General features: G+C 39.1%; 22 protein-coding genes and 1 pseudogene. 14 read left to right on the plus strand and 9 right to left on the minus strand.

All coding sequences use genetic code 11. The features are described 5' to 3' along the window. The first annotated feature begins 61 nt into the window (after positions 1-61). The 9 genes from DBR40_RS10000 (at position 62) to DBR40_RS10030 (ending at position 6,630) form a co-directional block, all read left to right on the plus strand. Positions 62-712, plus strand: coding sequence for an ABC transporter ATP-binding protein (locus DBR40_RS10000; protein WP_124559612.1), 651 nt, complete (start codon positions 62-64; stop codon positions 710-712). 122 nt (positions 713-834) lie between these two features. After that, positions 835-1,314 carry a hypothetical protein gene (locus tag DBR40_RS10005; protein ID WP_124559613.1) on the plus strand — a complete coding sequence of 160 codons (480 nt, stop codon included), beginning with the start codon at positions 835-837 and terminating at the stop codon, positions 1,312-1,314. Position 1,315: 1 nt separating this feature from the next. Further along, positions 1,316-1,924 (plus strand): HAD family hydrolase, encoded by a 609-nt coding sequence (locus DBR40_RS10010; RefSeq protein ID WP_124559614.1) that lies wholly within the window; start codon positions 1,316-1,318, stop codon positions 1,922-1,924. A 2-nt stretch (positions 1,925-1,926) separates the two neighbouring features. Further along, positions 1,927-3,426: a S41 family peptidase gene (locus DBR40_RS10015; RefSeq protein ID WP_124559615.1), complete on the plus strand. Its 1,500-nt coding sequence runs from the start codon at positions 1,927-1,929 to the stop codon at positions 3,424-3,426. 148 nt (positions 3,427-3,574) lie between these two features. Continuing rightward, positions 3,575-3,841 (plus strand): hypothetical protein, encoded by a 267-nt coding sequence (locus DBR40_RS10020; protein ID WP_124559616.1) that lies wholly within the window; start codon positions 3,575-3,577, stop codon positions 3,839-3,841. Positions 3,842-3,892: 51 nt separating this feature from the next. Beyond that, a complete protein-coding gene (locus DBR40_RS27200) occupies positions 3,893-4,162 on the plus strand; it encodes a helix-hairpin-helix domain-containing protein (protein ID WP_317125526.1) in 270 nt (89 codons plus the stop codon). Beyond that, the gene (dprA, locus tag DBR40_RS10025) at positions 4,075-4,806 is read left to right on the plus strand and encodes a DNA-processing protein DprA (protein ID WP_317125528.1); all 732 of its coding nucleotides are present in this window, start codon (positions 4,075-4,077) and stop codon (positions 4,804-4,806) included. The genes DBR40_RS27200 and dprA overlap by 88 nt, the downstream gene beginning before the upstream one ends. Before the next feature lie 69 nt (positions 4,807-4,875). Then, complete coding sequence (locus DBR40_RS27205; RefSeq protein ID WP_317125529.1) at positions 4,876-4,986, plus strand: hypothetical protein; 111 nt, start codon at positions 4,876-4,878, stop codon at positions 4,984-4,986. A 282-nt stretch (positions 4,987-5,268) separates the two neighbouring features. After that, positions 5,269-6,630 (plus strand): pyridoxal-phosphate dependent enzyme, encoded by a 1,362-nt coding sequence (locus tag DBR40_RS10030; RefSeq protein WP_124559617.1) that lies wholly within the window; start codon positions 5,269-5,271, stop codon positions 6,628-6,630. A 249-nt stretch (positions 6,631-6,879) separates the two neighbouring features. On the opposite strand, the gene murA is transcribed toward DBR40_RS10030, so the two are convergent. The 6 genes from murA to DBR40_RS10060 form a co-directional block, all read right to left on the minus strand. Next, positions 6,880-8,205 (minus strand): UDP-N-acetylglucosamine 1-carboxyvinyltransferase, encoded by a 1,326-nt coding sequence (murA, locus tag DBR40_RS10035; RefSeq protein WP_124559745.1) that lies wholly within the window; start codon positions 8,203-8,205, stop codon positions 6,880-6,882. Positions 8,206-8,296: 91 nt separating this feature from the next. Further along, positions 8,297-8,983: a DUF4290 domain-containing protein gene (locus tag DBR40_RS10040; RefSeq protein WP_124559618.1), complete on the minus strand. Its 687-nt coding sequence runs from the start codon at positions 8,981-8,983 to the stop codon at positions 8,297-8,299. A 224-nt stretch (positions 8,984-9,207) separates the two neighbouring features. Continuing rightward, on the minus strand, positions 9,208-9,705 hold the full coding sequence (locus tag DBR40_RS10045) for a SixA phosphatase family protein (protein WP_124559619.1): 498 nt from the start codon (positions 9,703-9,705) through the stop codon (positions 9,208-9,210). Further along, positions 9,698-10,729: a glycosyltransferase family 9 protein gene (locus tag DBR40_RS10050; RefSeq protein WP_124559620.1), complete on the minus strand. Its 1,032-nt coding sequence runs from the start codon at positions 10,727-10,729 to the stop codon at positions 9,698-9,700. Before DBR40_RS10050 ends, DBR40_RS10045 begins: the two co-directional genes overlap by 8 nt. A 113-nt stretch (positions 10,730-10,842) precedes the next feature. Continuing rightward, entirely contained in the window at positions 10,843-11,445 is a 603-nt protein-coding gene (locus DBR40_RS10055; protein WP_124559621.1) for a DUF4254 domain-containing protein, read from the minus strand. 108 nt (positions 11,446-11,553) lie between these two features. After that, a complete protein-coding gene (locus DBR40_RS10060) occupies positions 11,554-13,230 on the minus strand; it encodes a helix-hairpin-helix domain-containing protein (protein WP_124559622.1) in 1,677 nt (558 codons plus the stop codon). A gap of 91 nt (positions 13,231-13,321) precedes the next feature. Here DBR40_RS10060 and DBR40_RS10065 point away from each other — a divergent pair, with 91 nt between their 5' ends. Then, on the plus strand, positions 13,322-13,951 hold the full coding sequence (locus DBR40_RS10065; RefSeq protein WP_124559623.1) for a hypothetical protein: 630 nt from the start codon (positions 13,322-13,324) through the stop codon (positions 13,949-13,951). Between the two features lie 156 nt (positions 13,952-14,107). Here the strand turns inward: DBR40_RS10065 and sppA are convergent, their stop codons facing one another. After that, the gene (sppA, locus tag DBR40_RS10070; protein ID WP_124559624.1) at positions 14,108-15,874 is read right to left on the minus strand and encodes a signal peptide peptidase SppA; all 1,767 of its coding nucleotides are present in this window, start codon (positions 15,872-15,874) and stop codon (positions 14,108-14,110) included. 40 nt (positions 15,875-15,914) lie between these two features. Between sppA and folK the strand changes: the two genes are divergently transcribed. Together folK and DBR40_RS10080 are read left to right on the plus strand one after the other, a co-directional pair. Then, positions 15,915-16,421, plus strand: a complete 507-nt coding sequence (gene folK, locus DBR40_RS10075; protein WP_124559625.1) for a 2-amino-4-hydroxy-6-hydroxymethyldihydropteridine diphosphokinase — start codon at positions 15,915-15,917, stop codon at positions 16,419-16,421. Between the two features lie 56 nt (positions 16,422-16,477). After that, complete coding sequence (locus DBR40_RS10080) at positions 16,478-16,768, plus strand: Hpt domain-containing protein (protein ID WP_124559626.1); 291 nt, start codon at positions 16,478-16,480, stop codon at positions 16,766-16,768. Between the two features lie 46 nt (positions 16,769-16,814). On the opposite strand, the gene pssA is transcribed toward DBR40_RS10080, so the two are convergent. Together pssA and rho are read right to left on the minus strand one after the other, a co-directional pair. Next, a complete protein-coding gene (gene pssA, locus DBR40_RS10085; protein ID WP_124559627.1) occupies positions 16,815-17,507 on the minus strand; it encodes a CDP-diacylglycerol--serine O-phosphatidyltransferase in 693 nt (230 codons plus the stop codon). A gap of 76 nt (positions 17,508-17,583) precedes the next feature. After that, positions 17,584-19,314 (minus strand): transcription termination factor Rho, encoded by a 1,731-nt coding sequence (rho, locus tag DBR40_RS10090; protein WP_124559628.1) that lies wholly within the window; start codon positions 19,312-19,314, stop codon positions 17,584-17,586. Between the two features lie 424 nt (positions 19,315-19,738). Here rho and pyrF point away from each other — a divergent pair, with 424 nt between their 5' ends. Both pyrF and DBR40_RS10100 read left to right on the plus strand, forming a co-directional pair. Next, complete coding sequence (pyrF, locus tag DBR40_RS10095) at positions 19,739-20,569, plus strand: orotidine-5'-phosphate decarboxylase (protein WP_124559629.1); 831 nt, start codon at positions 19,739-19,741, stop codon at positions 20,567-20,569. 206 nt (positions 20,570-20,775) lie between these two features. Further along, positions 20,776-21,782: pseudogene (locus DBR40_RS10100) on the plus strand (DUF2851 family protein). The last annotated feature ends 47 nt before the right edge of the window (positions 21,783-21,829 follow it).

Below are 21,829 nucleotides of genomic sequence, written 5' to 3' on the forward strand. Positions count from 1 at the left end.
TTTCGCTTTGGTCTTTGGTCTTTCAGCTTTAGCCTTTAAGCTTTTTTACTAAATTTGACACATGCTAAAAGCCACTGGAATAAAAAAGTCGTACGGAAATCTGCAGATCCTGAAGGGAGTTAATTTTGAAGTGCAAAAAGGAGAGATTGTGAGTATAATAGGGCCATCTGGTGCCGGAAAAAGTACTTTACTACATATTTTAGGAACTTTAGATAAACCTGATTCGGGCGCTGTTGAATTAAAAGGATCGGTAATCAGCGGTTTAAGTGGCGATTTATTAAGTACTTTCCGCAATAAAAACATTGGCTTTGTATTTCAGTTTCACCATTTGTTACCCGAATTCAGTGCGCTTGAAAACGTGTGTATTCCAGCTTTCATTGCCAAAACAAATAAAAAACAGGCCGAAAATAGAGCGCTGGAATTGCTTGAGCTTTTTGGACTGAAGGATAGGGCACATCACAAGCCCAATCAATTATCGGGGGGCGAGCAGCAACGTGTAGCCATCGCAAGGGCACTGATTAATAACCCATCAATTGTATTGGCCGATGAACCTTCGGGTAATCTTGATTCTGAAAATGCTGCAGCCCTACACCAGTTGTTTGTTAGTTTGCGCGATAACTTTCAACAAACCTTTGTAATTGTTACGCATAACGAACATCTAGCAAAAACAAGCGACAGGGTGGTGATGATGAAAGACGGGCTAATCGTATAACCAGGATTAAAGAATTGCAAGATTTTGGGAGAAATACAAAAAACATTCTTTTATTCAAAAAATCAATCACTATCTAATTCTCTCACTCAAAATTTAATCATTAACCAATTCATTATTCAACATTGAAAATACTCATTACCGGAGGAAACAACGCAAAAGCCTTGAAGCTGATGAAGGCATTTCCGAATCATTTTGTTTTGCTTGCCGATTATGGCGAGGTGGCAGCCATTGCTACCGAAAAGTATGCTTTCACCTCTTTAGGCGTACTTAATCAAGACAGTATTGCGCACATTTTATTGAATTTTTGCATTACTGAGGGTATCGATTGCATTATTCCACTGCACCGTTACGAGGTTGAACCATTGGCTAAATCGGCTGTGCTTTTTGGCGAATATGGCATTCAGGTTTTATTGCCCGATGCTGATTCTATAGCAGCATATTTGGGACCCGAGCAAACTACATTTCAAAGTTTCGCTGTTTTTGTAGGTGGCGAATGTGTTTTTGCAAGTGGTAAGGAAATTTTTGTCAGGACTGAAGAAAAATTAAATGGCGTATTTGGTTATCAGGTAGCAGACGATGAATTAAAACTTTTTACAATATAATATGGATGTTAATCAACATATAAAAGATAAGCAGCTGGTTATTTTCGAACTCGATAATGTACTTTTTCCCGAAAAGGATTATCTGTTACAGGTTTATTACCTGTTTGCACAGTTTATTGAATATAGCGAGCAAAAGGGGGCAGGACCAATTATTGAGTTTATGCGAGCTGAATACGAAAGAGCAGGTACTACACAACTTTTCGAAAACACAGCCAAACAATTTGGCATAGACAGCAAGTACAAGTACAATTTTGATTTGTTACATCAAAATGCGCGCCTGCCTTTAAAGCTCTTGCTTTATAAAAATATGCTGTCGTTTATGCAGGAACTGGTTGTAGACCGTAAAAAAATATGTATTGTAACAGCAGGAAATGCCGAACAGCAGCTCAACAAAATAAAGCAAACCGAGTGGAATGGTTTGGAACAATACCTAACCGTTTATTTTAGTGATGAACTAAACCAGTCAAAAGCAGAAATTTTCCAGAAGATACTAAACGACAATAATTTATCGCCAAATGAAGCGTTAGTTGTTGGTGCAAATAATTTTGATGAAGAACAATCTAAATTAGTTAATTTGCCGTATATTGTGTCACTAGAAATTTACAAATAAATATGTTTAGAAAATCTTTCTCACAAAATGTATTTTTGGGCGCTTTGATTGTAGCGGTTGGCTGCACTGTTTCTTGTAAAAAAAGCAAAACAGAGCCCGATGCTGTTGTTGAATCTAACTTGTTGCAAACACCAACAAAAGATAGGTCGTTACTAACTAAAGATTCGATTTTTTTATATGCCAAGCAAACCTATTTTTGGAATGTGGGCATGCCCAATTACGATACTTTTAACCCGAGGCAATACAGCTCAAATAATGCCATAATAGCTGCATTTAAAGCGCTGCCAAGTACGGGTGGGAAAGATAAATATTCTTTTATTGATGATGGATCTGTAGCAAGCCAACTAAGCGGTGCTGGCGAAGATTATGGTTTTTCTGCTAATTTTGATGCCTCCGATCTGTTAAGGGTAACCTATGTTTATCCAGGCTCTCCGGCAGATCAGCAAGGGTTAAAGCGGGGTTACCAGCTTACGAAAGTTAACGGCGGTGGCACTTCACGATCGAGCAGTACCGATATTTCCAATTTAAATGCTTCAATATTTGGCGATAATCCGTCAATTTCATTAAGCTTTTTAAAACCAGGCGGAACTTCACAAGATGTTGTGATTAACCGCGGCAGCTACAATATCAATCCTGTTTTGTTTAGCAATACCTACACGGTTGGGGCAAAAAAGATTGGTTACATTGTATTTAATAGTTTTACTACCAATGCATCAACAGCTTTGGATGCTGCTTTTACAAAATTTACAACCGATGGGGTTACTGAGCTGGTGGTAGATTTAAGGTACAATGGCGGTGGTTCTGTAGCTACTTCCGAATTGTTTACTAATTTAATTGCACCTCCTGCCCAAAATGGTAAAATTATGTACACTACATACTGGACCAAAACCATGCAGGATGGCAACGCAACGATTTTGCAGAACCAGAAATTTTATGCCAAAGGCAACGATGGTGTAACCAGGCTGTATTCTTATTCCGATTATTCTTATAAGCCAACAATGGCGGCCGGTAATCAGGAGACTTTTGCCAAACGTGGTGCTTTAAACGGTTTAACCAGGGTTTATTTTTTGGTTACCAGAAGCACAGCCTCAGCCAGTGAGCTATTAATTAACAATTTAAAGCCGGTGTTGGATGTGAAATTGATTGGCAAAACAACATACGGCAAGCCAGTAGGTTTCTTCTCTATCCGGATTGATAAAAATGATTTGTACATCCCGCAGTTTCAAACCAAGAACCAGTTGGATCAAGGTGAATATTTTGCAGGTATGACTGTTGATAAAGATGTTGCAGATGATTTAACAAAAGATTTTGGAGACCCTTCAGAAAAAATGCTGGCACAGGCTTTATACTATTCTGCAAACAATAATTTTTCTGCTTTAGCTAAAGATAATACACTTAGCAGTACTTCTGGTGCGGTTAGACAACAAATTGATGCAGCCAACGAAAAGCTCGATCATGGGTTTAAAGGAATGGTAGAAACCAGAAAGCTGAGGTTTAAGTAATTAACTATATTTTTTGAAAGGCTGAACTGGTAAAATCCGGTTTCAGCTTTTTTTTAATTTAAATTATTACACAAAAGGAGTAAATTTTGGTTGTTTTTTTTTGAAAAAATCGATAAGCTTGTTTAACATTAATCGTTAAAGAGATACCATGTCAGTAGAAATTGTAGAAAAGGAACATATCGGCTATTTAAATATCATCAACGCAAAAGAAGATCACACCAGTGAATTAAAAACTAAGCTTGGTGAAGCACAACGGCTTGGAAACGAATTTAAATCGAAAGCTGTAATTACATTTAATACCACCATTGGTCCGAAGAGGGTAGATACTACAGTTTGGTCGGTTACAGATAACTATATTCAGCTTAAAAACAATATTCATATTCCGCTAAAAAGCTTAATTGATATTGATTTTTAAGGCTGCTATAAGGAAAATAAATCATCCCGCATTTATTTAACCTTATACATAATGAGTACACTTCATCAAATTGCCTTAACTTTTATTAAATCTATCGGGCCGGTTACGGCTAAAAATTTTTTGGGCTATTGTGGTAGTGCCGAAGCGGTATTTTCGGGATCTAAAAAACAATTGCTGCAAATTCCAGGTGTTGGTGCCAAAACAGTCGATGCTATTTTAGCTACTGATGCATTATCACGCGCCGAACAGGAGCTTGCCTTCGTACAAAAGCACGGTATAGAAGTACTTTTTTTTCGGAAGCGAATTACCCGAAACGTTTAAAGAATTGTTTCGATGCGCCCATATTACTGTATTTTAAAGGTAATGCCAATTTAAACCAGCAAAGGATTATCAGTATTGTAGGCACCAGAAATGCCACAGATTACGGTCGCAACCTCTGCAGGCAGTTATGTGAAGTGCTGGCACCTTATAATGTTTTGGTGGTGAGCGGCCTGGCTTATGGTATTGATGTGGCTGTACACAAAGAATGCATCGCCAATCAAACCACAACTGTTGGTGTGTTGGGCCATGGTTTAGACCGGCTTTACCCGCAGGTACATAAAGCCGTTTCGCAAAAGATGGTATTAAATGGAGGCCTGCTTTCCGAATTCCCTATTTTAACCAACCCCGACAGGCAAAATTTCCCACAGCGTAACCGCATTATTGCCGGCATTGCCGATGTTACAGTGGTAATAGAAGCATCAATTAAAGGAGGTGCACTAATCACTGCCGAGATTGCCAATTCTTACAATAAAGATGTGTATGCTTTCCCTGGTCGTACCAACGATGTGTACTCTGAAGGATGTAATTTCCTGATTAAAACCAACCGTGCAGGGTTAATTAACCACCCTAAAGACCTGATGTATTATTTGGGTTGGGATAATGAGGTGCCCGAAAAGAAAACGCATGTGCAAGCCACTTTGTAGTTAGGCTTTACCACCAACGAACAAAAAGTAGTAGATGCTTTGCAAAAAGGGCAGCTCTCTATTGATGAGTTGTCCCTTGCAACCAATATTCAGCAAAGCAAATTGGCCATTGTTATTCTTACACTCGAAATGCAGGGGAATATTGTTTCTTTGCCGGGTAAAATTTATAAACTGCTTTAAATTTTCCGAAAAGGAGGTTCCTATTCTATGGTTTGGTGCTCTGTTATTCCATCTATATTATCAGATTTATTAGCGCTGATCATTGCCAAAAATCTCAAATAAAGCAGGTAAGCAGATCTGCTTTAAACAGACAATATTGTGTTTTGCCCAATAATCAATCTATAATGCCTATCATAATTATAGATTATGGAATTAAATTTTTTAAAAATTGAATTTTTAAAATTATGTTTCAAATATGTATTAGTCTGTAAAATACTTAATGCCTTTGCTTAATTTTGTAGCATGTGGTACAATAATATTTTAGAAACAATTGGCAATACGCCATTGGTAAAATTAAATACAATTACTAAGAATGTTCCGGGTACAATTCTGGCCAAAATAGAAACTACCAATCCAGGTAACTCCATTAAAGACCGTATGGCGGTTAAAATGATTGAGGAGGCTGAAAAAAGTGGTAAGCTAAAACCAGGGGGCACCATTATCGAAGGAACTTCAGGAAATACAGGGATGGGCCTGGCTATGGCAGCCATTATTAAAGGTTACAAATGTATTTTTACCACAACTGATAAACAATCGAAAGAAAAGGTTGACGCTTTACGTGCTTTTGGAGCTGATGTAATTGTGTGCCCTACCAACGTAGAACCAGAAGATCCACGCTCTTACTATTCAGTTTCTTCGCGCTTGGAGCGCGAGGTTCCTAATTCATGGAAACCAAACCAGTACGATAATTTAGCCAACTCGCAGGCACATTATGAACAAACTGGTCCCGAAATATGGGAGCAGACTGAGGGTAAAATTACTCACCTGGTGGTTGGTGTTGGTACTGGTGGTACCATTTCCGGAACAGGGAAATATTTAAAAGAGAAAAATCCTGATATTCAGGTTTGGGGAATCGATACGTATGGTTCGGTTTTCAAAAAATATAAAGAAACCGGCATTTTTGATAAAGATGAAATCTATCCTTATATCACTGAGGGTATTGGCGAAGATTTTCTTCCGGCAAACGTTAATTTTGATGTAATCGATCTGTTTGAAAAGGTTACCGATAAAGATGCGGCATTAATGACCCGTGATATTGCCCGTAAAGAGGGGATTTTTGTGGGTAACTCTGCTGGTGCTGCCATTGGTGGCTTAATCCAGTTAAAAGATAAATTAAAGCCCGAAGATGTGGTGGTGGTAATTTTCCACGATCATGGAAGCCGCTACATGGGTAAAATGTATAACGAAGACTGGTTGCGCGAGCGCGGGTTTTTACAAGATGAAAAACTTACGGCTAAATCGATTCTGGCCAAGAAAGAAAGCACAGAAATTGTAACCTTAGATGCTCAAAAATCGGTGTTAGAGGCAATCAATACCATTAAATCGATGAACATTTCACAAATTCCGGTTACCCAACAGGGAATGATTGTGGGTAAAATTGCTGAAAGCGATATTTTATCTGCCCTGCTTGAAAATCCGGGATTAAAATCTGCTCCTATTGCTGAAATTATGACTGCTACTTTTCCTTTTGTTGATCTGAATACTTCGATCGATAAAATTTCGTCGTTAATTAATAAAGAAAATTCTGCAGTATTGGTTGAGGATGAATCTGGTAAAATTGAGATTATCACGCAATATGATATTATAAATGCCATTTCTGGATAGAACGGTTTCTGTCTGTGGAGACACAGACCGATAAATTGATCGTCATTGCGAGGTACGAAGCAATCCTAATGCATTAGCTTTCGAATACCGTTCGTTGTAAGATTGCCTGCCTGCAGCAGGCAGGCTTCGTGCGTCGCAATGACGAAAATCAACAAAAAACGCCCAGCTAATTTTTACCTGGGCGTTTTTATTAGCACTATTATCGGCTTTGGGTTTTACCTTTTACCCTCTACCTTTAAACCTTCAACCTTAATGGCTAGGTGCATCTGCATTTACACGCTTAATCTGCGCGCCTAAGGCACGTAAACGGGTATCGATATCCTGATAACCGCGTTCAATTTGCTCGATGTTATAAATAGTTGATTTTCCTTCTGCAGATAAAGCTGCAATTAATAAGGAAACTCCTGCTCTGATATCAGGAGAAGTCATGCTGATACCGCGAAGTTTGTATTTCTTATCAATACCGTTAACCGTTGCACGGTGCGGATCGCAAAGGATGATTTGTGCGCCCATATCAATCAGTTTATCAACAAAGAATAAACGGCTTTCGAACATTTTCTGGTGAATTAGCACGTTTCCTTTAGCTTGTGTGGCTACAACCAAAACGATACTCAATAAATCAGGGGTAAAACCTGGCCAGGGTGAATCGGCAATGGTTAAAATAGAACCATCGATAAAGGTGTCAATTTCGTAGTGCTTTTGCGAAGGAACATAAATATCATCGCCACGACGCTCTAATTTAATACCCAGTTTTTTGAAAACTTCTGGAATTACACCAAGCTCATCGTAACATACATTTTTAATGGTGATTTCTGATTCAGTCATTGCCGCCATACCGATAAACGAACCAATTTCGATCATATCAGGTAGCATTCTGTGCTCAGTTCCGCCTAATACTTCAACACCTTCAATGGTAAGCAGGTTAGAGCCAATGCCCGAAATTTTTGCGCCCATGCGGTTAAGCATTTTGCAAAGTTGCTGCAAATAAGGTTCGCAGGCTGCATTGTAAATGGTGGTAGTACCTTTAGCTAAAACAGCTGCCATTACAATGTTTGCTGTTCCGGTTACTGATGCTTCATCTAACAGTATGTAGGCACCTTGTAAGTTGGTGGCATCAACATTAAAGAAAGATTTTTTGCTGTCGTAAACAAATTTGGCACCTAATTTTTCAAAACCGATAAAGTGTGTATCCAACCTTCTGCGACCAATTTTATCGCCACCTGGTTTCGGGATTGCTGCTTTACCAAAACGGGCCAATAGCGGGCCAACAATCATAATCGAACCACGTAAACCACCACCTTTAGCTTTAAAAGTTTCCGATTCGAAAAAGTTTAAATCTATGTTTTTGGCCTCAAAAGTATAGGTATCCTTATCAATACGCTCTACTGTAACACCTAAATCGCCCAGTAGCTCAATCAGTTTGTTTACATCTTTAATGTCGGGTATATTGCTAATGGTTACCTTTTTTTCGGTAAGCAACACCGCCGATAAAATCTGTAAAGCCTCGTTCTTGGCTCCCTGGGGGGTAATTTCGCCTTTTAATTTAATTCCGCCTGTTATTTCAAATGCGTTCATATATGTTTCTTCTTTAACTAAATTCATGTGTCATACCGAATAAATTCAATAGCTGATTTGGAGATACTGAAACCAGCAAGACAATGTGCTTTTAATATTTAGGTTTGTTGTTATTTCGTTGACGGTTGTTGTTATTGTTGTTTTGGCGATTTTTGCCATTGTTATTATTGTTGTTGCTTCTGCCGCGGTTATTGTTGTTGTTATTATTTTGTCGCGGATTTTGAGCCCTGAACTCTACTTTGGCCAGATTTACGCCTTCTTCAAGCTCAAGCAAACCACCAGAAAGGTATCTTAGGTCTTTAATAATGGTATCGTCGCTTACATTATCCTTGTTCCAGGTAACGTAAGCCATTTTCATAAAATTGGCAATGCTCTGAACCATGGCTTTTTTAATCTCAGGGTTATCCTCTCGCATGGCTTTTTCAATTAAATTTTCAACGGTTTTACCATAATGTTTGTAGGTAATGCGTTGTTGCGGGTAGGCCAGGGGCTCTGGTTTAATATAGGCATTCTCGATCAAAGGCTTTGGATAAGGACTATCTACATCAATTTGATAACCAGAAATAATGTGCAGGTGATCCCAAAGTTTATGCTTAAAATCGGCAACATCACGTAAATGCGGTTGCAAGAATCCCATCAGGTCGATAACCGCCTGGGCATATTTATTACGTTCTTCAATGGTTGGTAATTCGCAGATATACTTTACCATATTTTGTACGTTACGGCCATATTCCGATAAAATTAAATGGCTACGTGTAGTATTATAATCAAAACTCATGTATAGATAAATTAATGGATAAATATTCCGGCGATACGAATTATGAAATAACCAGAAGAGTTTAGGTTATGAATTCACCGAAATGTCTATTGCCGGACTTTCGTTTTTATATACTCAAAGGTAATAAAATTATTTTAATATGCTCAATTGTGTCGACTGAAGTCAAGAGTTATAAATCAAAATAATTTTCCGTGTTAATCTGTGAATCCGTGGCTAAGTATTGCCTAAATTTCATCGGTATTTTTAGGGTAATCGAAAAAGATTAATTCCCCCGTTCCGCGGCTTACCAGTTCCCACGAATCAAAGGGGAAAGTAATAAATACCATACCTGCTGTTGGAATATTGTAGATATCGGCATTGCAGAGTTCGTTCGCAAAATCGGTAAAGCCCGGATTATGCCCAAACATCAGCACTTTATCGGCTGCATCATCCAATGCATTAACCACTTTAAGCAAGGCAGTTGTATTGGCTTCATAAATAGCTGCTTCGAATTGGATTTGGTCAAAACCATAAGCTTCGGCGAAGTATTTGGCGGTTGATTTTGCCCTTTTTGCAGGACTGCTCACCAATAAATCGGGTCTAAAACCTTTGTTTACCAGGCGTTCGGCCATTTCTGGCGCATTTTCTTTTCCACGTTTGTTTAAAGGCCGGTCGAAATCTTTTAAGTCTAAATTTCCCCAATCCGATTTTCCATGACGGACCAATAGTAATTGCTTAGCCATTGAGTTTCTCCTTAATTTTATTTACAATTGTTTCAGGTTCGATTAAATCTATACAGTTTTCAACACCGCAAAGGCAGGGTTTGTTTCCGTAAATGGAATTTGGTCTGGCCGGGTGATCGATCTGAATACAATCGCTTTCCGATTGCCCATAGCCAAGGAAGCCAGCATAAGGATGCGTTGGTCCCCAAATAGAAACAACGGGCACACCAACCAATGAAGCCATGTGCATACCAGACGAATCCATGCTTACCATTAAATCGAGGTTCGAAATAATGGCCAGTTCTTCGGTAAGGTTGTAGTTGCCAATTAAATTATGAGTATTGGCGTGTTTTTTTGCCCATTCTCCGGCAACTGCCTGCTCGGTTTTACCCCCGCCAAAAATAAAAAGCTGATAACCCAGATTGCTCAGAGAGGCTACTAATTTTTCCATTTTAGCCAAATCGTAAACTTTATAAATATGCTGTGCAAAAGGAGAGATGCCGATTTTTTTTGTACCATGATCGGCAAATAATTCTTTTGCTTTTTCAGGTAAGTCTTGTACTGATCTGTTAATCTGATGACTGAGCTTAAGTTCAAAACCCAACTCCCGAAAAACATCGGCATAACGCTCTACTGTTTTTCTTAATGGCTTAAAAATTTTGTTTGTAGTGCGGGTTAATGCTTTTTTCTCATCTCTTCCTTTGTCAATGCGCTTAATTGTAGTGCCGGCTAAACGAAAGAAGGTGGAAATTACCCGGCTTCTTAAATTATCGTGTAAATCGGCTATTGCAGCAGGTTTATAGCTGCGAAGTTCCTGAAAAAGCTTGTAAAGGCCGCCAATTCCTTTGTGAATGGTTTTGGGTTCAATCGCATGAAAAATGAGATTAGGAATACCCGCAAAAAATGGCTTGAACGCTAGTCTGCTCACCATGATCAGCTCAGTGCCTGGATTTTGTGTTACAAATTCGTGTAACACCGAGGCCACCATGGCTACATCGCCCATAGCCGAAAAACGTAAAACGATAATTTTTTGGGTTGCGGCCATAGTTTTTATTCGTTGTCCGTCATTGCGAGGCACGAAGCAATCTTAATGCTATGGGTTTTGAATAGCAAATGTTGTAGGATTGCTTCGTGCCTCGCAATGACGATTCAGAGGAATTATGCTTTATTATACAACACCGGGTTTAAACTTGGGTCGTTGTACATTTTCATTTGCTTATAAACTTTCATGTATTTTTTACCAGCCTCAATATCAGCCAATAATTCATCTATACTGGTTGATAAATCTTCACGTTGCGATAACAAAACATTAAGCTTGGTTTGGCATTGGGCGCGGTGCTCGGCCGATGCGCTTTCACGTTCAGCTTCTTCCTGCATGTGATAAATTTTTAGTGCCAGAATAGAAAGCCTGTCAATTGCCCATGCCGGACTTTCTGTATTGATTTTTGCATCAGGCAGAGCCGAAACACCCTGATAAAGATTTAAGAAATAACCATCTATAAACTCTACCATATCAGTACGCACCTGGTTTTGCGCATCAATGCGTCTTTTCCAGCTTAAACCTTCTACAGGATCAATGTTTGGATTGCGCACTACATCTTCCATGTGCCATTGTGCGGTATCGATCCAGTTTTTAACGTAAAAAAGATGTTCTAAACTTTCGGCATCGTATGGGTTTTCAACCGGTTGGTCAATATTGTCAAACTTGTGGTAGTCTGTAATTACTTCATTAAATATGCGGTTGGCAATTTCACTTATCATGGGGCAAAGATATTAAAAGATTCCTTACGGGATGATTACACAGATTATAAGATTACACAGATTTTTCCTGACGGGTTGAAACAACATCAATCAGACCCTGTTTTTCCATTAACCATTCTTATTTTCAAAATACGCTGTAATCTCTTCCAAAGAAAAAGCATTTAAACATTTATCGGCACTTAAACCGCCTTTGCGTGCAACCAGAATACCATAGTGCATATCATGGAAACCTTCGGTGCGGTGTGCATCTGGATTTACCGATAATAAAACGCCTTTTTCGAGCGCATAACGGTGCCAGCGCCAGTCTAAATCTAAACGTAAAGGGTTAGCATTGATTTCGATAACCACTTTGTTGGCCGCACAGGCATCGATAATTTTTTTATAATCAATCGGATATCCGGCCCTGCTCAGTAGTAACCGGCCTGTTGGGTGACCTAAAATAGTGGTATAAGGGTTTTCGATTGCTTTTAACAAGCGGGCGGTTGCCTTGGCTTCGTCCATGCGTAAATTGCTGTGTACTGAGGCCACAACAAAATCGAAAGTTTTTAAAATTTCATCCGGATAATCTAAAGAACCATCGCTCAGGATATCGCTCTCAATACCTTTAAAAATTTTAAAGGGAGCCAGTTTTTTATTCAGTTCATCAATTTCCTGGTGCTGCGCAAAAACACGCTGTTCGTTTAAGCCCTTTGCATAAACGGCAGTTTTAGAGTGGTCACAAATACCCAGATACTGCAGGTTCAGGTTATCTTTACAATAAACCGCCATTTGCTCCAGTGTATGTACGCCATCGCTCCAGGTAGAGTGGTTGTGCAAGCTGCCTTTCAAATCTTCGTGCTGAATTAATGTTGGAAGCTGATTGGCTTTAGCCAGCTCAATTTCGTCGAAATCTTCGCGCAGTTCGGGTACAATAAAAGCTAAACCTGCCTTACTATAAATTTCTTCCTCATTGGCAAACGGCCCTTCGCCAGCTAATTTTAAAACTTTATCTACATGCTCGGTATTTCCGGTTAATTTAATCCATTGTAAATAGAAAACTGATTTTTCAACCACGTGGATTTTTATTCTGAAACCTGCCTCAGTAGTGCAAACGAAAGCATTTTCAGCTTCGGTTAGCGTGAGTGGTTCAAAAGCTGGCAGGTTGAGTTTAACTGCCTCCAGATCATGTGCACCAATTACAATTTCAAGTTCATCAATAATTTCGCAGGCGCGGCGGTACTGACCAGCAAAGCCTAGAAGCGAATCTTTATCTGTTTTCCCCAACCATTCTGATAGTTGCGTAAACAGGGTTTGGGCGAAACCCTCAACCTGGGCATATAAAAACCTTCCATTGGCTGCCAGTTTAAACTCGATGGCATTTTTAATTTCTTCCTGGGTTTTTAAACCAAAACCTTTAGCTTCAATTAAGCGGTTTTCGTTGCAGGCGTAATACAATTCACCAATGGTTTCAATACCCAGGTCGCGCCAAATGATGAGGATCTTTTTCGGACCAATGCCTTTAATCCCCAGCATTTCTACCACACCATCTGGTGTTTGCTGTACAATTTCATTCAGCTCCTGCAGTTCGCCGGTTTCGAGCAATTCGATTATTTTGGAAGCCAGTCCTTTACCAATCCCGTCAATTTTATCAATTTCTGCAATGGGCCTATCTTTTAAGGCAAAGGGTAGTTTATCTACCTTGAAGTAAGCATTTGCTATAGATTTGATCTTGAAAGGATTCTCTTCATGCAGTTCCATTAACTGCGACAAAAGGCGTAAAGTACGGGCGATGGTTTTATTTTCCATAAGCTGTAAAATTAGAAAATAATGCCTCAAATTACGATCAAGCCGCGCTAATTTTATAAACACAATTTAGCCCGGGTGTTGTTTAATAGGGATGAAATTGATAAAAATGGCCCTTTTGGCCCTAAGTATAAGTGTAGTAGGCTGCCAATCGTCCAACCGTAAACAGGCAGTTCAGAACGATTCGCTTACCCATGTTTCTACAGTGGTAGGGCAAATTACAGATGAACGGTTTTTGGTTGTGGCTGGCCGCTCGGTTGGCGAAATTGCCATTGGCGCCGATATGGAACAGGTTGGCCAAAAACTAGGTAAGGCCGATGCTGGTGATGCAGCCATGGGTAAAGCCTGGGGAATTTGGTACGGAAACGATTCGACCGGGAGGCAAAGAAATGAAATTGCCGTTTACTCATCTTACCGCGATACCAGCATGCGTGTAAAAGACGTGAAACAAATCAGAGTTACTTCTGATAAATTTAAAATCGTCGATAGTTTTTCGCTGGGTACCACACTAACTGCCTTACAATCAAAATTTCCGGATTTAAAGCAGGTAAGCCGCTACGTGAATGCACAAAAAGATACCGTATTGGTTTACGATTCGAAAAAAAGAGGAATCAGTTTCGAGTTTTTAAAAGGCAAAAGTATAGCCTTAACTGTTCATCCAGAAAATGTTGCTGTTAATGCAACTTATCTTACTTTGCATCCCGAATGGAAAATAGTGGAATAAGGGTAGTATGTATAATGGAAGATGGAGGACAGTTGATGTGGAATGGGGGATAGTGGATAGATCATAGTTGATAACCATTTTGCCATGAGCTATCAACCATGTACCTTTTTTAAAACCTTAGCCCATCATCCGTTTTACATTCCCCATCTCACATCATTATTTTATCACTGCTTCAAATGGCATCCTGGCCTGGATACCAGAGCTTGCGATTACCTTTTTCATTTGCTGATAAAGGTAATAGTTTTCACCAAGTTCTTGTTTGGTATAGTAAGTTTTAACCTTATCGGTACCTTCATCCATTAACGATTTCCACGGATCGATAACCTCAGGGTATTCTACAACCTTATAATCTTTAAGCTTTGCTTTTTTGGCAGCAGCTTTAATGGCATCGTTAAAACTGCCAATTCTATCGGCCAAACCAATTTGAACGGCATCGGTTCCAATCCAAACATGACCACCGCCAATGCTATCGATATAAGCCTTACTTTTCTTACGGCCATCGGCAACCCGACTCACAAAACCGCTGTAAATCCTGTTCAGCTCATTTTGGATAATAAAGCGTTCTCCGGCGGTCATTGGTCTGTTAGTAGCCATAATATCGGCATATTTACCGGTTTTAACGCCATCAAAAGTAATTCCCAGCTTGTTAGTCATTAAGTTTTGGAAATTCGGAATAATGCCAAACACACCAATAGAACCAGTAATGGTATTGGGCTGTACAAAGATACTATCGGCAGCACAACCAATGTAATAACCACCTGATGCGGCTACATCGCCAAACGACGCAATAACTGGTTTTTCTTTTTTAGTGAGCACAATTTCTCTCCAAATCACATCAGAAGCTAATGCGCTACCTCCCGGTGAGTTTACACGTATTACAACAGCTTTAATGTCATCATCTAAGCGTGCTTTTCTAATGGCCCTCGAAATACGTTCAGATCCAATCTGGTTATCAGAACCCTCGCCGCCATTAATTTCGCCATTGGCATAAATTACAGCCACTTTATCTTTGCCTGTACCTGTATCGGTATTGTTTTTAGCATAATCGTTAATGGTAACCGTGCGGATGTTTTCGCCACGTGTACGTCCCGATAAGCCCTTTAATTCCTCTAAAATCTGATCTTTATATTTTAAAGCGTCGACCATTTTAAAATTAACAGCATCCTGAGGTTGTTGTACCTTATAATTATCGGCAATGCTATAAAGGCTATCTTTCGGGATGTTTCTGCTTTGCGCAATATCTGTTAAAAAAGTATTGTACAAGCCACCCACATAAGCAGTAACCTGCTTGCGGTTGTAGTCGCTCATTTTATCCAAAATAAACGGCTCTACCGCACTTTTATAATTTCCTACACGGATTACCTGCATTTCTACCCCAACTTTTTCTAGAGTTCCCTTAAAGAAAGTGAGTTCTGAGCTAAAGCCTTTAAATTCTAAAGCACCTTCGGGGTTTAAATATACCTTATCTGCCACCGAAGCAAGGTAATAAGCACCCTGTGTATATACTTCGCTGTAGGCAATAATCTTTTTATGCGATTTTTTGAAATCGATCAGTGCATTTCTTACCTCACGCAGGGTAGCAAAACCAGCATTCGGGCTGCTTACATTCAGGTAAATACATTTAATGTTATCGTCGGTTTTAGCCCTTTGTACCGATTTAAGGAAATCGTTTAAACCAATGCCGTCTTTTTCTTCGCCACCCACAATAGGCAAATTGCCGAAAGGATTTTTAGGAGTACGTTCAGTAATGGCCTGATCTAAATTTAAGAACAGTACCGAATTGTTGGATACAATAACGGTTTTATCGTTATCGATTGATGAAATTACGCCCACAACAATTACGAAGCAGATAATAAATATAATTACCATCGATAAGAAAAAGCCCAACATAGAGGCAAATAAATACTTAAAGAATTCTCTCATTTAAATGTTTTAGTTTTGTGCTGTAAAGATATAAAAATACATGATGCTTAATAAGGCTTTAGAGTGCAGCACGGCTTATTTGTTACTGGGTGGAAATTTGGGAAACCGGGAGGCAAATTTACAGCTTGCAGTTGCACTTTTGAACGAAAAGGTGGGAGAGGTTGTATCAGTTTCTGCTTTGTACGAAACGGCTGCCTGGGGCAAAACAGACCAACCTGCTTTTTTAAATCAGGCTGTGGCATTACGAACCAGTTTAACCGCTTTAGAGGTTTTAACACAGGCATTGGCCATTGAACAGGATTTAGGGCGAGTAAGAAAAGATAAATGGGGCGAACGCCTGATTGATATCGATTTGATCCTTTTCGGCGATGAAATTATCGATATTCCCGATAAACTCCAGGTACCACACCCGCATATGCAAAACCGGAGATTTGTAATGGAACCACTGGCCGAAATTGCGCCGGGAGTAATACATCCGGTACTCAGACAAACCATGTTAAGTATCAGTCAAAACATTCACGACCCACTGACCGTTAAAAAATTATAACTCAAATTGCTAAGCAGACATAGGAACGAGTTTTAGATTTTTCGTATGTAATAAATATGGTAGGCGATGACGCGGAAGTATTAATAGCCGTTTTTGAAACTTTTTTAACACAACTGCCAGTTTATCTTGAAGAATTGGATCAAGCTTTAGTGTATGAGGATTGGGATAAAGTGGCCCGATATGCACATAAAATTAAGCCTGTTTTTACTTATATAGGTTGCAACGATGTTAGAGATTTGGTGCAGGGTATAGAGCAAAAAGCTCAAAATAGAACCACGTTAGCCAGTATACAAACCGATATAACAACTTTAAAAGCGCGTAGTGCTACTATTAATAGGACTAATTGAAGCAGAAATAGATAGGCTGAGAAAGAAACTACGAGGGGGCAGCTGATTAATTTTTTTCCAACTTTGGTTTATCTTTAAAGTAAAGTAGCGATAGGACAATGTAAAGTACCAGTACAAATGGTATTGCTGCAAATTTTAAGAAAGCAATCAACACAGCCGATAGTATCAAAAAGATAAACTTGATTTTGTTTTTGGCCCAGCTCAGGTCACTGAATTTTAAAGAAAATATCCTGATTTCACTTACCAATAGAAAACTGGTTATGGCTGTAATGGCAATCAGCAGTATGCCCGAATAAATTACCTGCGGATAATCAGCCGCAATATAAGGTAACGAGCAAATAAACAAAGTGTTCATTGGGGTGTTTAAGCCAATAAAATCTTCTGTTTGGCGGGCATCGTTGTTAAACTTAGCCAATCGTAACGCCGAAAAAACAGTAATTATAAAGCCCAGATAGGGCAGATATTCCGAAGGGTAATCGCTTAATTTCAGTAGCTGAAACATAATTACGCCCGGTAAAAAGCCAAAACTAACCATATCTGCCAAAGAATCGAGGTCTTTGCCAATAGCCGATTTAACATTTAACAAGCGGGCAACCATACCATCAAAAAAGTCGAAAATCCCTGAAAAAATAACGAAGTAAGCTGCGGTTTGTAAATCGCCTTTAAATGCAAAAACGATTCCGATACAGCCCGAAAAAAGGTTAGCACAGGTAATCGCATTAGGGATATGCCTTTTCATAGGATGGAAGATGTAATATGTAAGATGGTAGATGGAAAGTTACCTTATCCATTTACCATCTTACACTTTACCTTTTTTAGCTGTTCATCGAAATTAAGAATTCTTCATTGCTTTTTGTTCCTTTTATTTGAGATTGAACAAATTCCATAGCTTCCTGGCTGTTCATATCGGCAAGGTGGTTGCGTAAAATCCAAACACGTTGCAGCGTATCCCTGTCGTGTAATAAATCGTCTCGACGTGTGCTCGAAGCAGTAATATCAATTGCAGGGAAAATACGTTTGTTAGATAATTTACGATCCAACTGAAGCTCCATATTACCTGTTCCTTTAAATTCTTCGAAAATTACTTCGTCCATTTTAGAACCTGTATCTGTTAATGCAGTAGCTAAAATGGTTAAAGAACCACCGTTTTCGATGTTACGTGCAGCACCGAAGAAACGTTTTGGTTTGTGTAAAGCATTTGCATCAACACCACCCGATAAAATTTTACCCGATGCCGGAGCAGTAGTATTGTAAGCCCTTGCCAAACGCGTAATCGAATCTAATAGAATTACCACGTCATGACCGCTTTCTACCAAGCGTTTAGATTTTTCCAGTACAATATTGGCAATTTTAACGTGGCGTTCTGCAGGCTCATCAAAAGTAGAAGCAATTACTTCTGCTCTTACACTACGAGCCATATCAGTTACCTCTTCCGGACGCTCATCAATTAAAAGGATAATTAAATAAACTTCAGGGTGGTTTTTGGCAATTGCATTTGCAACTTCTTTCAATAAATTGGTTTTACCCGTTTTAGGTTGTGCAACAATTAAACCACGCTGCCCTTTACCAATTGGGGTAAATAAATCCATAATACGGGTCGAATAGTTGTTCGTATCCGTAAACAGATTTAATCTTTCAGTTGGAAAAAGCGGAGTTAAGTAATCAAAAGGAACCCGGTCGCGCACATCAGCAGGGATTCTGCCATTAATGGTTTCTACACGCACCAATGGGAAATATTTTTCGCCTTCTTTTGGTGGGCGGATGCTACCTTTTACGGTATCGCCGGTTTTTAATCCAAAAAGTTTAATTTGCGATTGTGATACATAAATATCATCAGGAGAGGTAAGGTAGTTGTAATCTGCCGAACGTAAGAAACCGTAACCATCGGGCATAATTTCCAATACGCCTTCGTTTGTAATTACGTTATCGAAATCCAGGTTAGAATAGCTGTTTTCGTTTTTATGGTGGCTACCTCCGCCCGGTTGTTTCTGTGGGCGGTTTTCATCACGCTGTGGTTTTTCCTGTTTCTCCTGCTTTTCTTTTGGCTCTTGTTTTACCTTTGGTGCAACAGGCAGTACTTCTGCACTTTCTTCAATTAAAGCCGAAATGGGTTTTACACTTTCTTCTGCTTCAAAAATACGATCAGGCTGACGTTCTGGTTGGTGTTGTGGTTCATCAAAAAGGGTTACAGACTCTCTTTTTCTGCTTGCCGGAGCTATTGCAGGTTCATCTTTAGGCAACCTCGCTCTCTTTTTTACCGGTTTTTCGGGAGTAACTGCGGCTGCTTCGGCGGCTGCAGCTGCAATTTTTGGTGCTTTTTCTGCTTTGGCAGCTTTAGCTTTTGGTGCAGGGCTAGCCGCTACCGGTTCGCCTTCACTGTAAGGGTCGCCAGCTGATTTAGCGGCATTTATAATTTCTTGTTGGTGTAAAAGTACTTCAACAAGGTCTATTTTTCTAAGGGAGTCGGCACCTTCAATGCCATAGGTTTTTGCCAGCTCACGCAATTCTGTTGTGAGCTTATCATTTAATTCTGTTTTGCTGAACATTCTAAATATATATGTTTCAAGAAATTTTTCATTTGCTTATAACGCACATATGCCGTTATAAAATCTATGCAGGCCTAAAAATATTTCTGTTAAGGTAAGCCAAACTGTTTCATTGTATATAAATTCTTATGGCTATAAAACCTAATTGAGTTTATTTTAGAAAATACTCAAATTGTTTTATATTGTTTATAAGCTGAATAAAGAGCAAATTTTGCTTTTAAAAAATGGTAACAAAAAATAAATCTTGATAAATTTTTCTGGGATATTCAGATAAACGATTGAGAAATTATGTTGCAATTGTATGTATTTGAAACGTAATCTGCAAGCAAAAGTTTAAAATGTTTATAAAAATAATTCATGCTGGCATATTTTTGTTGTCCGGAAAACTTAAAAATCTTCATATTTGCAGCAAATAAGCCCATATATGACCAAGCAACAACTTTTCGAGCAAATTCAAAAAAAACGTTCATTTTTATGTGTAGGATTAGATTCAGCCCTTGATAAAATCCCTAAACACCTGTTGAAATATGAAAATCCGATTTTAGAATTCAATAAGCAGATTATAGATGCAACCCAGGATTTATGTGTGGCCTACAAACCCAATACCGCCTTTTATGAGTGTTATGGTAAAAAAGGATGGGAAACTTTGATCGAAACCTGGAAATATATACCTAAAGATACTTTCTCTATTGCTGATGCCAAGCGTGGCGATATAGGAAACACCTCGGCCATGTATGCAGAAACATTTTTTAATGCCGCATCTTCCGAAATGAGTTTCGATTCGGTTACCGTTGCCCCTTACATGGGAAGTGATTCGGTAACTCCTTTTTTAACTTTCGAAAATAAATGGGTTATTCTTTTGGCCTTAACTTCAAACACTGGTCATGCCGATTTCCAATTGCAGGAAATTGGTGAAGACAGGCTTTTCGAAAAGGTACTTAAAACATCGCAACAATGGGCTACTGATGAGCAAATGATGTATGTTGTGGGCGCAACCCGCGGTGCAGCATTTGGCGATGTACGCAAACTGGCACCTAACCATTTTCTTTTGGTACCTGGCGTTGGTGCACAGGGAGGCGATTTAAATGAAGTATGCAAATATGGTTTAAATGCACAATGTGGCTTACTTATCAATTCATCGAGAGGAATTATTTATGCCAGCCAGGGCGAAGATTTTGCTGAAAGGGCAAGAGAAGAAGCCTTGAAACTGCAAAAAGAAATGGAGCAGATATTGATTGAGGCTGAATTGGTGTAATTTTATTATTCGGTCTCTAAAAATTTATGTTAACTATATTAGATTGCTTCGCCGATGAAAAATCGGCTCGCAATGACGAAGAACTTACGTCATTGCGAGGAGGAACGACGAAGCAATCTATTTAGAGGTAAGTACATACGGGTTTTCGGGCATTAAAATTAAACTTATAAGTTAGTTTTAGCGAAATCAATTAATTATCTTCAATAATGAATTTTCCGGAAGATTTTCTTCATTACGTATGGCAGTTCAGATCGTTTGATAACAACGGGCTGCAAACCTGCGATGGCGAAAAACTGGAAATCATCAATCCCGGATTACTGAACAGAAATGCAGACCCCGATTTTTACCATGCCAAAATTAAGATTGGCAATACCTCTGGGCCGGAAGTGTCGAAATACACCTCAAATCGTCTGATTGGTTAAAACACAACCACCACAAAGATCATAGTTATGGAAATGTAATTCTCCATGTGGTTTATGAGCATGACATAGAGATTAAACGTATAGATGGTACTGTACTGCCAGTATTAGCACTGAAAAACCGGATTGCAGCCAGTTTAATCAGCAAATACGAAAACCTTTTTTTAACCCTAACCGATTTCCCTTGTGTGGCTCAGATTGAGTGTGTAGGCCGTTTAATTGTCGATTCATTTTTATCCAGAACACTGGTAGCGCGTTTTGAAGAGAAAACCAGCGCTATTAACGAAACATTGAGCGAATTGAATCGCGATTGGGATGAAACTTTTTATCGCTTTATGGCACGGAACTTTGGCTTTAAGGTAAATGCATTACCCTTTGAACTGGTTGCCAAGGCCGTTCCACAAAACATTTATGCCAAACACTAAGATAATCCCTTGCAAATTGAGGCTTTGGTTTTTGGTGCTGCCGAGTTTTTAAAAGATCAGTTTACCGGAGCCTATCCTTAAAAATTAAAAGCCGAATTTGAGTTTCTGGAAAAGAAATACAACATTAAGCCGCTCGAAATATCCATCTGGAAATTTATGTGCATGCGGCCACAGAATTTTCCAACCATCAGGCTGGCACAATTTGCCACATTAATTTTAAAATCCAATCACCTTTTTTCTAAAATTATCGAAATAAGAAAGGTTGTCGAATTACATACTTTATTCGAAGCATTGCCCGTAAACGATTACTGGAAATCGCACTATCATTTTAAAAAGGAAGCTGAGGGCGTAAAAACACAAATTAGGTAAAACATCTGTTGATAATATTTTGTTAAATACGGTAGCCTTGTTTTTAT

It is taken from the genome of Pedobacter sp. KBW01, from assembly GCF_003852395.1.
Taxonomy (GTDB): domain Bacteria; phylum Bacteroidota; class Bacteroidia; order Sphingobacteriales; family Sphingobacteriaceae; genus Pedobacter.

What these genes read in the sequence shown, in the direction of transcription:
- DBR40_RS10020 (WP_124559616.1), top strand. Translation starts at nt 3,575, where the DNA reads ATGTCAGTAGAAATTGTAGAAAAGGAACATATCGGCTATTTAAATATC.
- DBR40_RS10055 (WP_124559621.1), bottom strand. Translation starts at nt 11,445, where the DNA reads ATGATAAGTGAAATTGCCAACCGCATATTTAATGAAGTAATTACAGAC.
- DBR40_RS10050 (WP_124559620.1), bottom strand. Translation starts at nt 10,729, where the DNA reads ATGGCCGCAACCCAAAAAATTATCGTTTTACGTTTTTCGGCTATGGGC.
- sppA (WP_124559624.1), bottom strand. Translation starts at nt 15,874, where the DNA reads ATGAGAGAATTCTTTAAGTATTTATTTGCCTCTATGTTGGGCTTTTTC.
- DBR40_RS27200 (WP_317125526.1), top strand. Translation starts at nt 3,893, where the DNA reads ATGAGTACACTTCATCAAATTGCCTTAACTTTTATTAAATCTATCGGG.
- DBR40_RS10040 (WP_124559618.1), bottom strand. Translation starts at nt 8,983, where the DNA reads ATGAGTTTTGATTATAATACTACACGTAGCCATTTAATTTTATCGGAA.
- pssA (WP_124559627.1), bottom strand. Translation starts at nt 17,507, where the DNA reads ATGAAAAGGCATATCCCTAATGCGATTACCTGTGCTAACCTTTTTTCG.
- DBR40_RS10000 (WP_124559612.1), top strand. Translation starts at nt 62, where the DNA reads ATGCTAAAAGCCACTGGAATAAAAAAGTCGTACGGAAATCTGCAGATC.
- DBR40_RS10065 (WP_124559623.1), top strand. Translation starts at nt 13,322, where the DNA reads ATGAAATTGATAAAAATGGCCCTTTTGGCCCTAAGTATAAGTGTAGTA.
- rho (WP_124559628.1), bottom strand. Translation starts at nt 19,314, where the DNA reads ATGTTCAGCAAAACAGAATTAAATGATAAGCTCACAACAGAATTGCGT.
- murA (WP_124559745.1), bottom strand. Translation starts at nt 8,205, where the DNA reads ATGAACGCATTTGAAATAACAGGCGGAATTAAATTAAAAGGCGAAATT.
- DBR40_RS10015 (WP_124559615.1), top strand. Translation starts at nt 1,927, where the DNA reads ATGTTTAGAAAATCTTTCTCACAAAATGTATTTTTGGGCGCTTTGATT.
- DBR40_RS10010 (WP_124559614.1), top strand. Translation starts at nt 1,316, where the DNA reads ATGGATGTTAATCAACATATAAAAGATAAGCAGCTGGTTATTTTCGAA.
- folK (WP_124559625.1), top strand. Translation starts at nt 15,915, where the DNA reads ATGATGCTTAATAAGGCTTTAGAGTGCAGCACGGCTTATTTGTTACTG.
- DBR40_RS10080 (WP_124559626.1), top strand. Translation starts at nt 16,478, where the DNA reads ATGGTAGGCGATGACGCGGAAGTATTAATAGCCGTTTTTGAAACTTTT.
- DBR40_RS10060 (WP_124559622.1), bottom strand. Translation starts at nt 13,230, where the DNA reads ATGGAAAATAAAACCATCGCCCGTACTTTACGCCTTTTGTCGCAGTTA.
- DBR40_RS10045 (WP_124559619.1), bottom strand. Translation starts at nt 9,705, where the DNA reads ATGGCTAAGCAATTACTATTGGTCCGTCATGGAAAATCGGATTGGGGA.
- DBR40_RS10030 (WP_124559617.1), top strand. Translation starts at nt 5,269, where the DNA reads ATGTGGTACAATAATATTTTAGAAACAATTGGCAATACGCCATTGGTA.
- pyrF (WP_124559629.1), top strand. Translation starts at nt 19,739, where the DNA reads ATGACCAAGCAACAACTTTTCGAGCAAATTCAAAAAAAACGTTCATTT.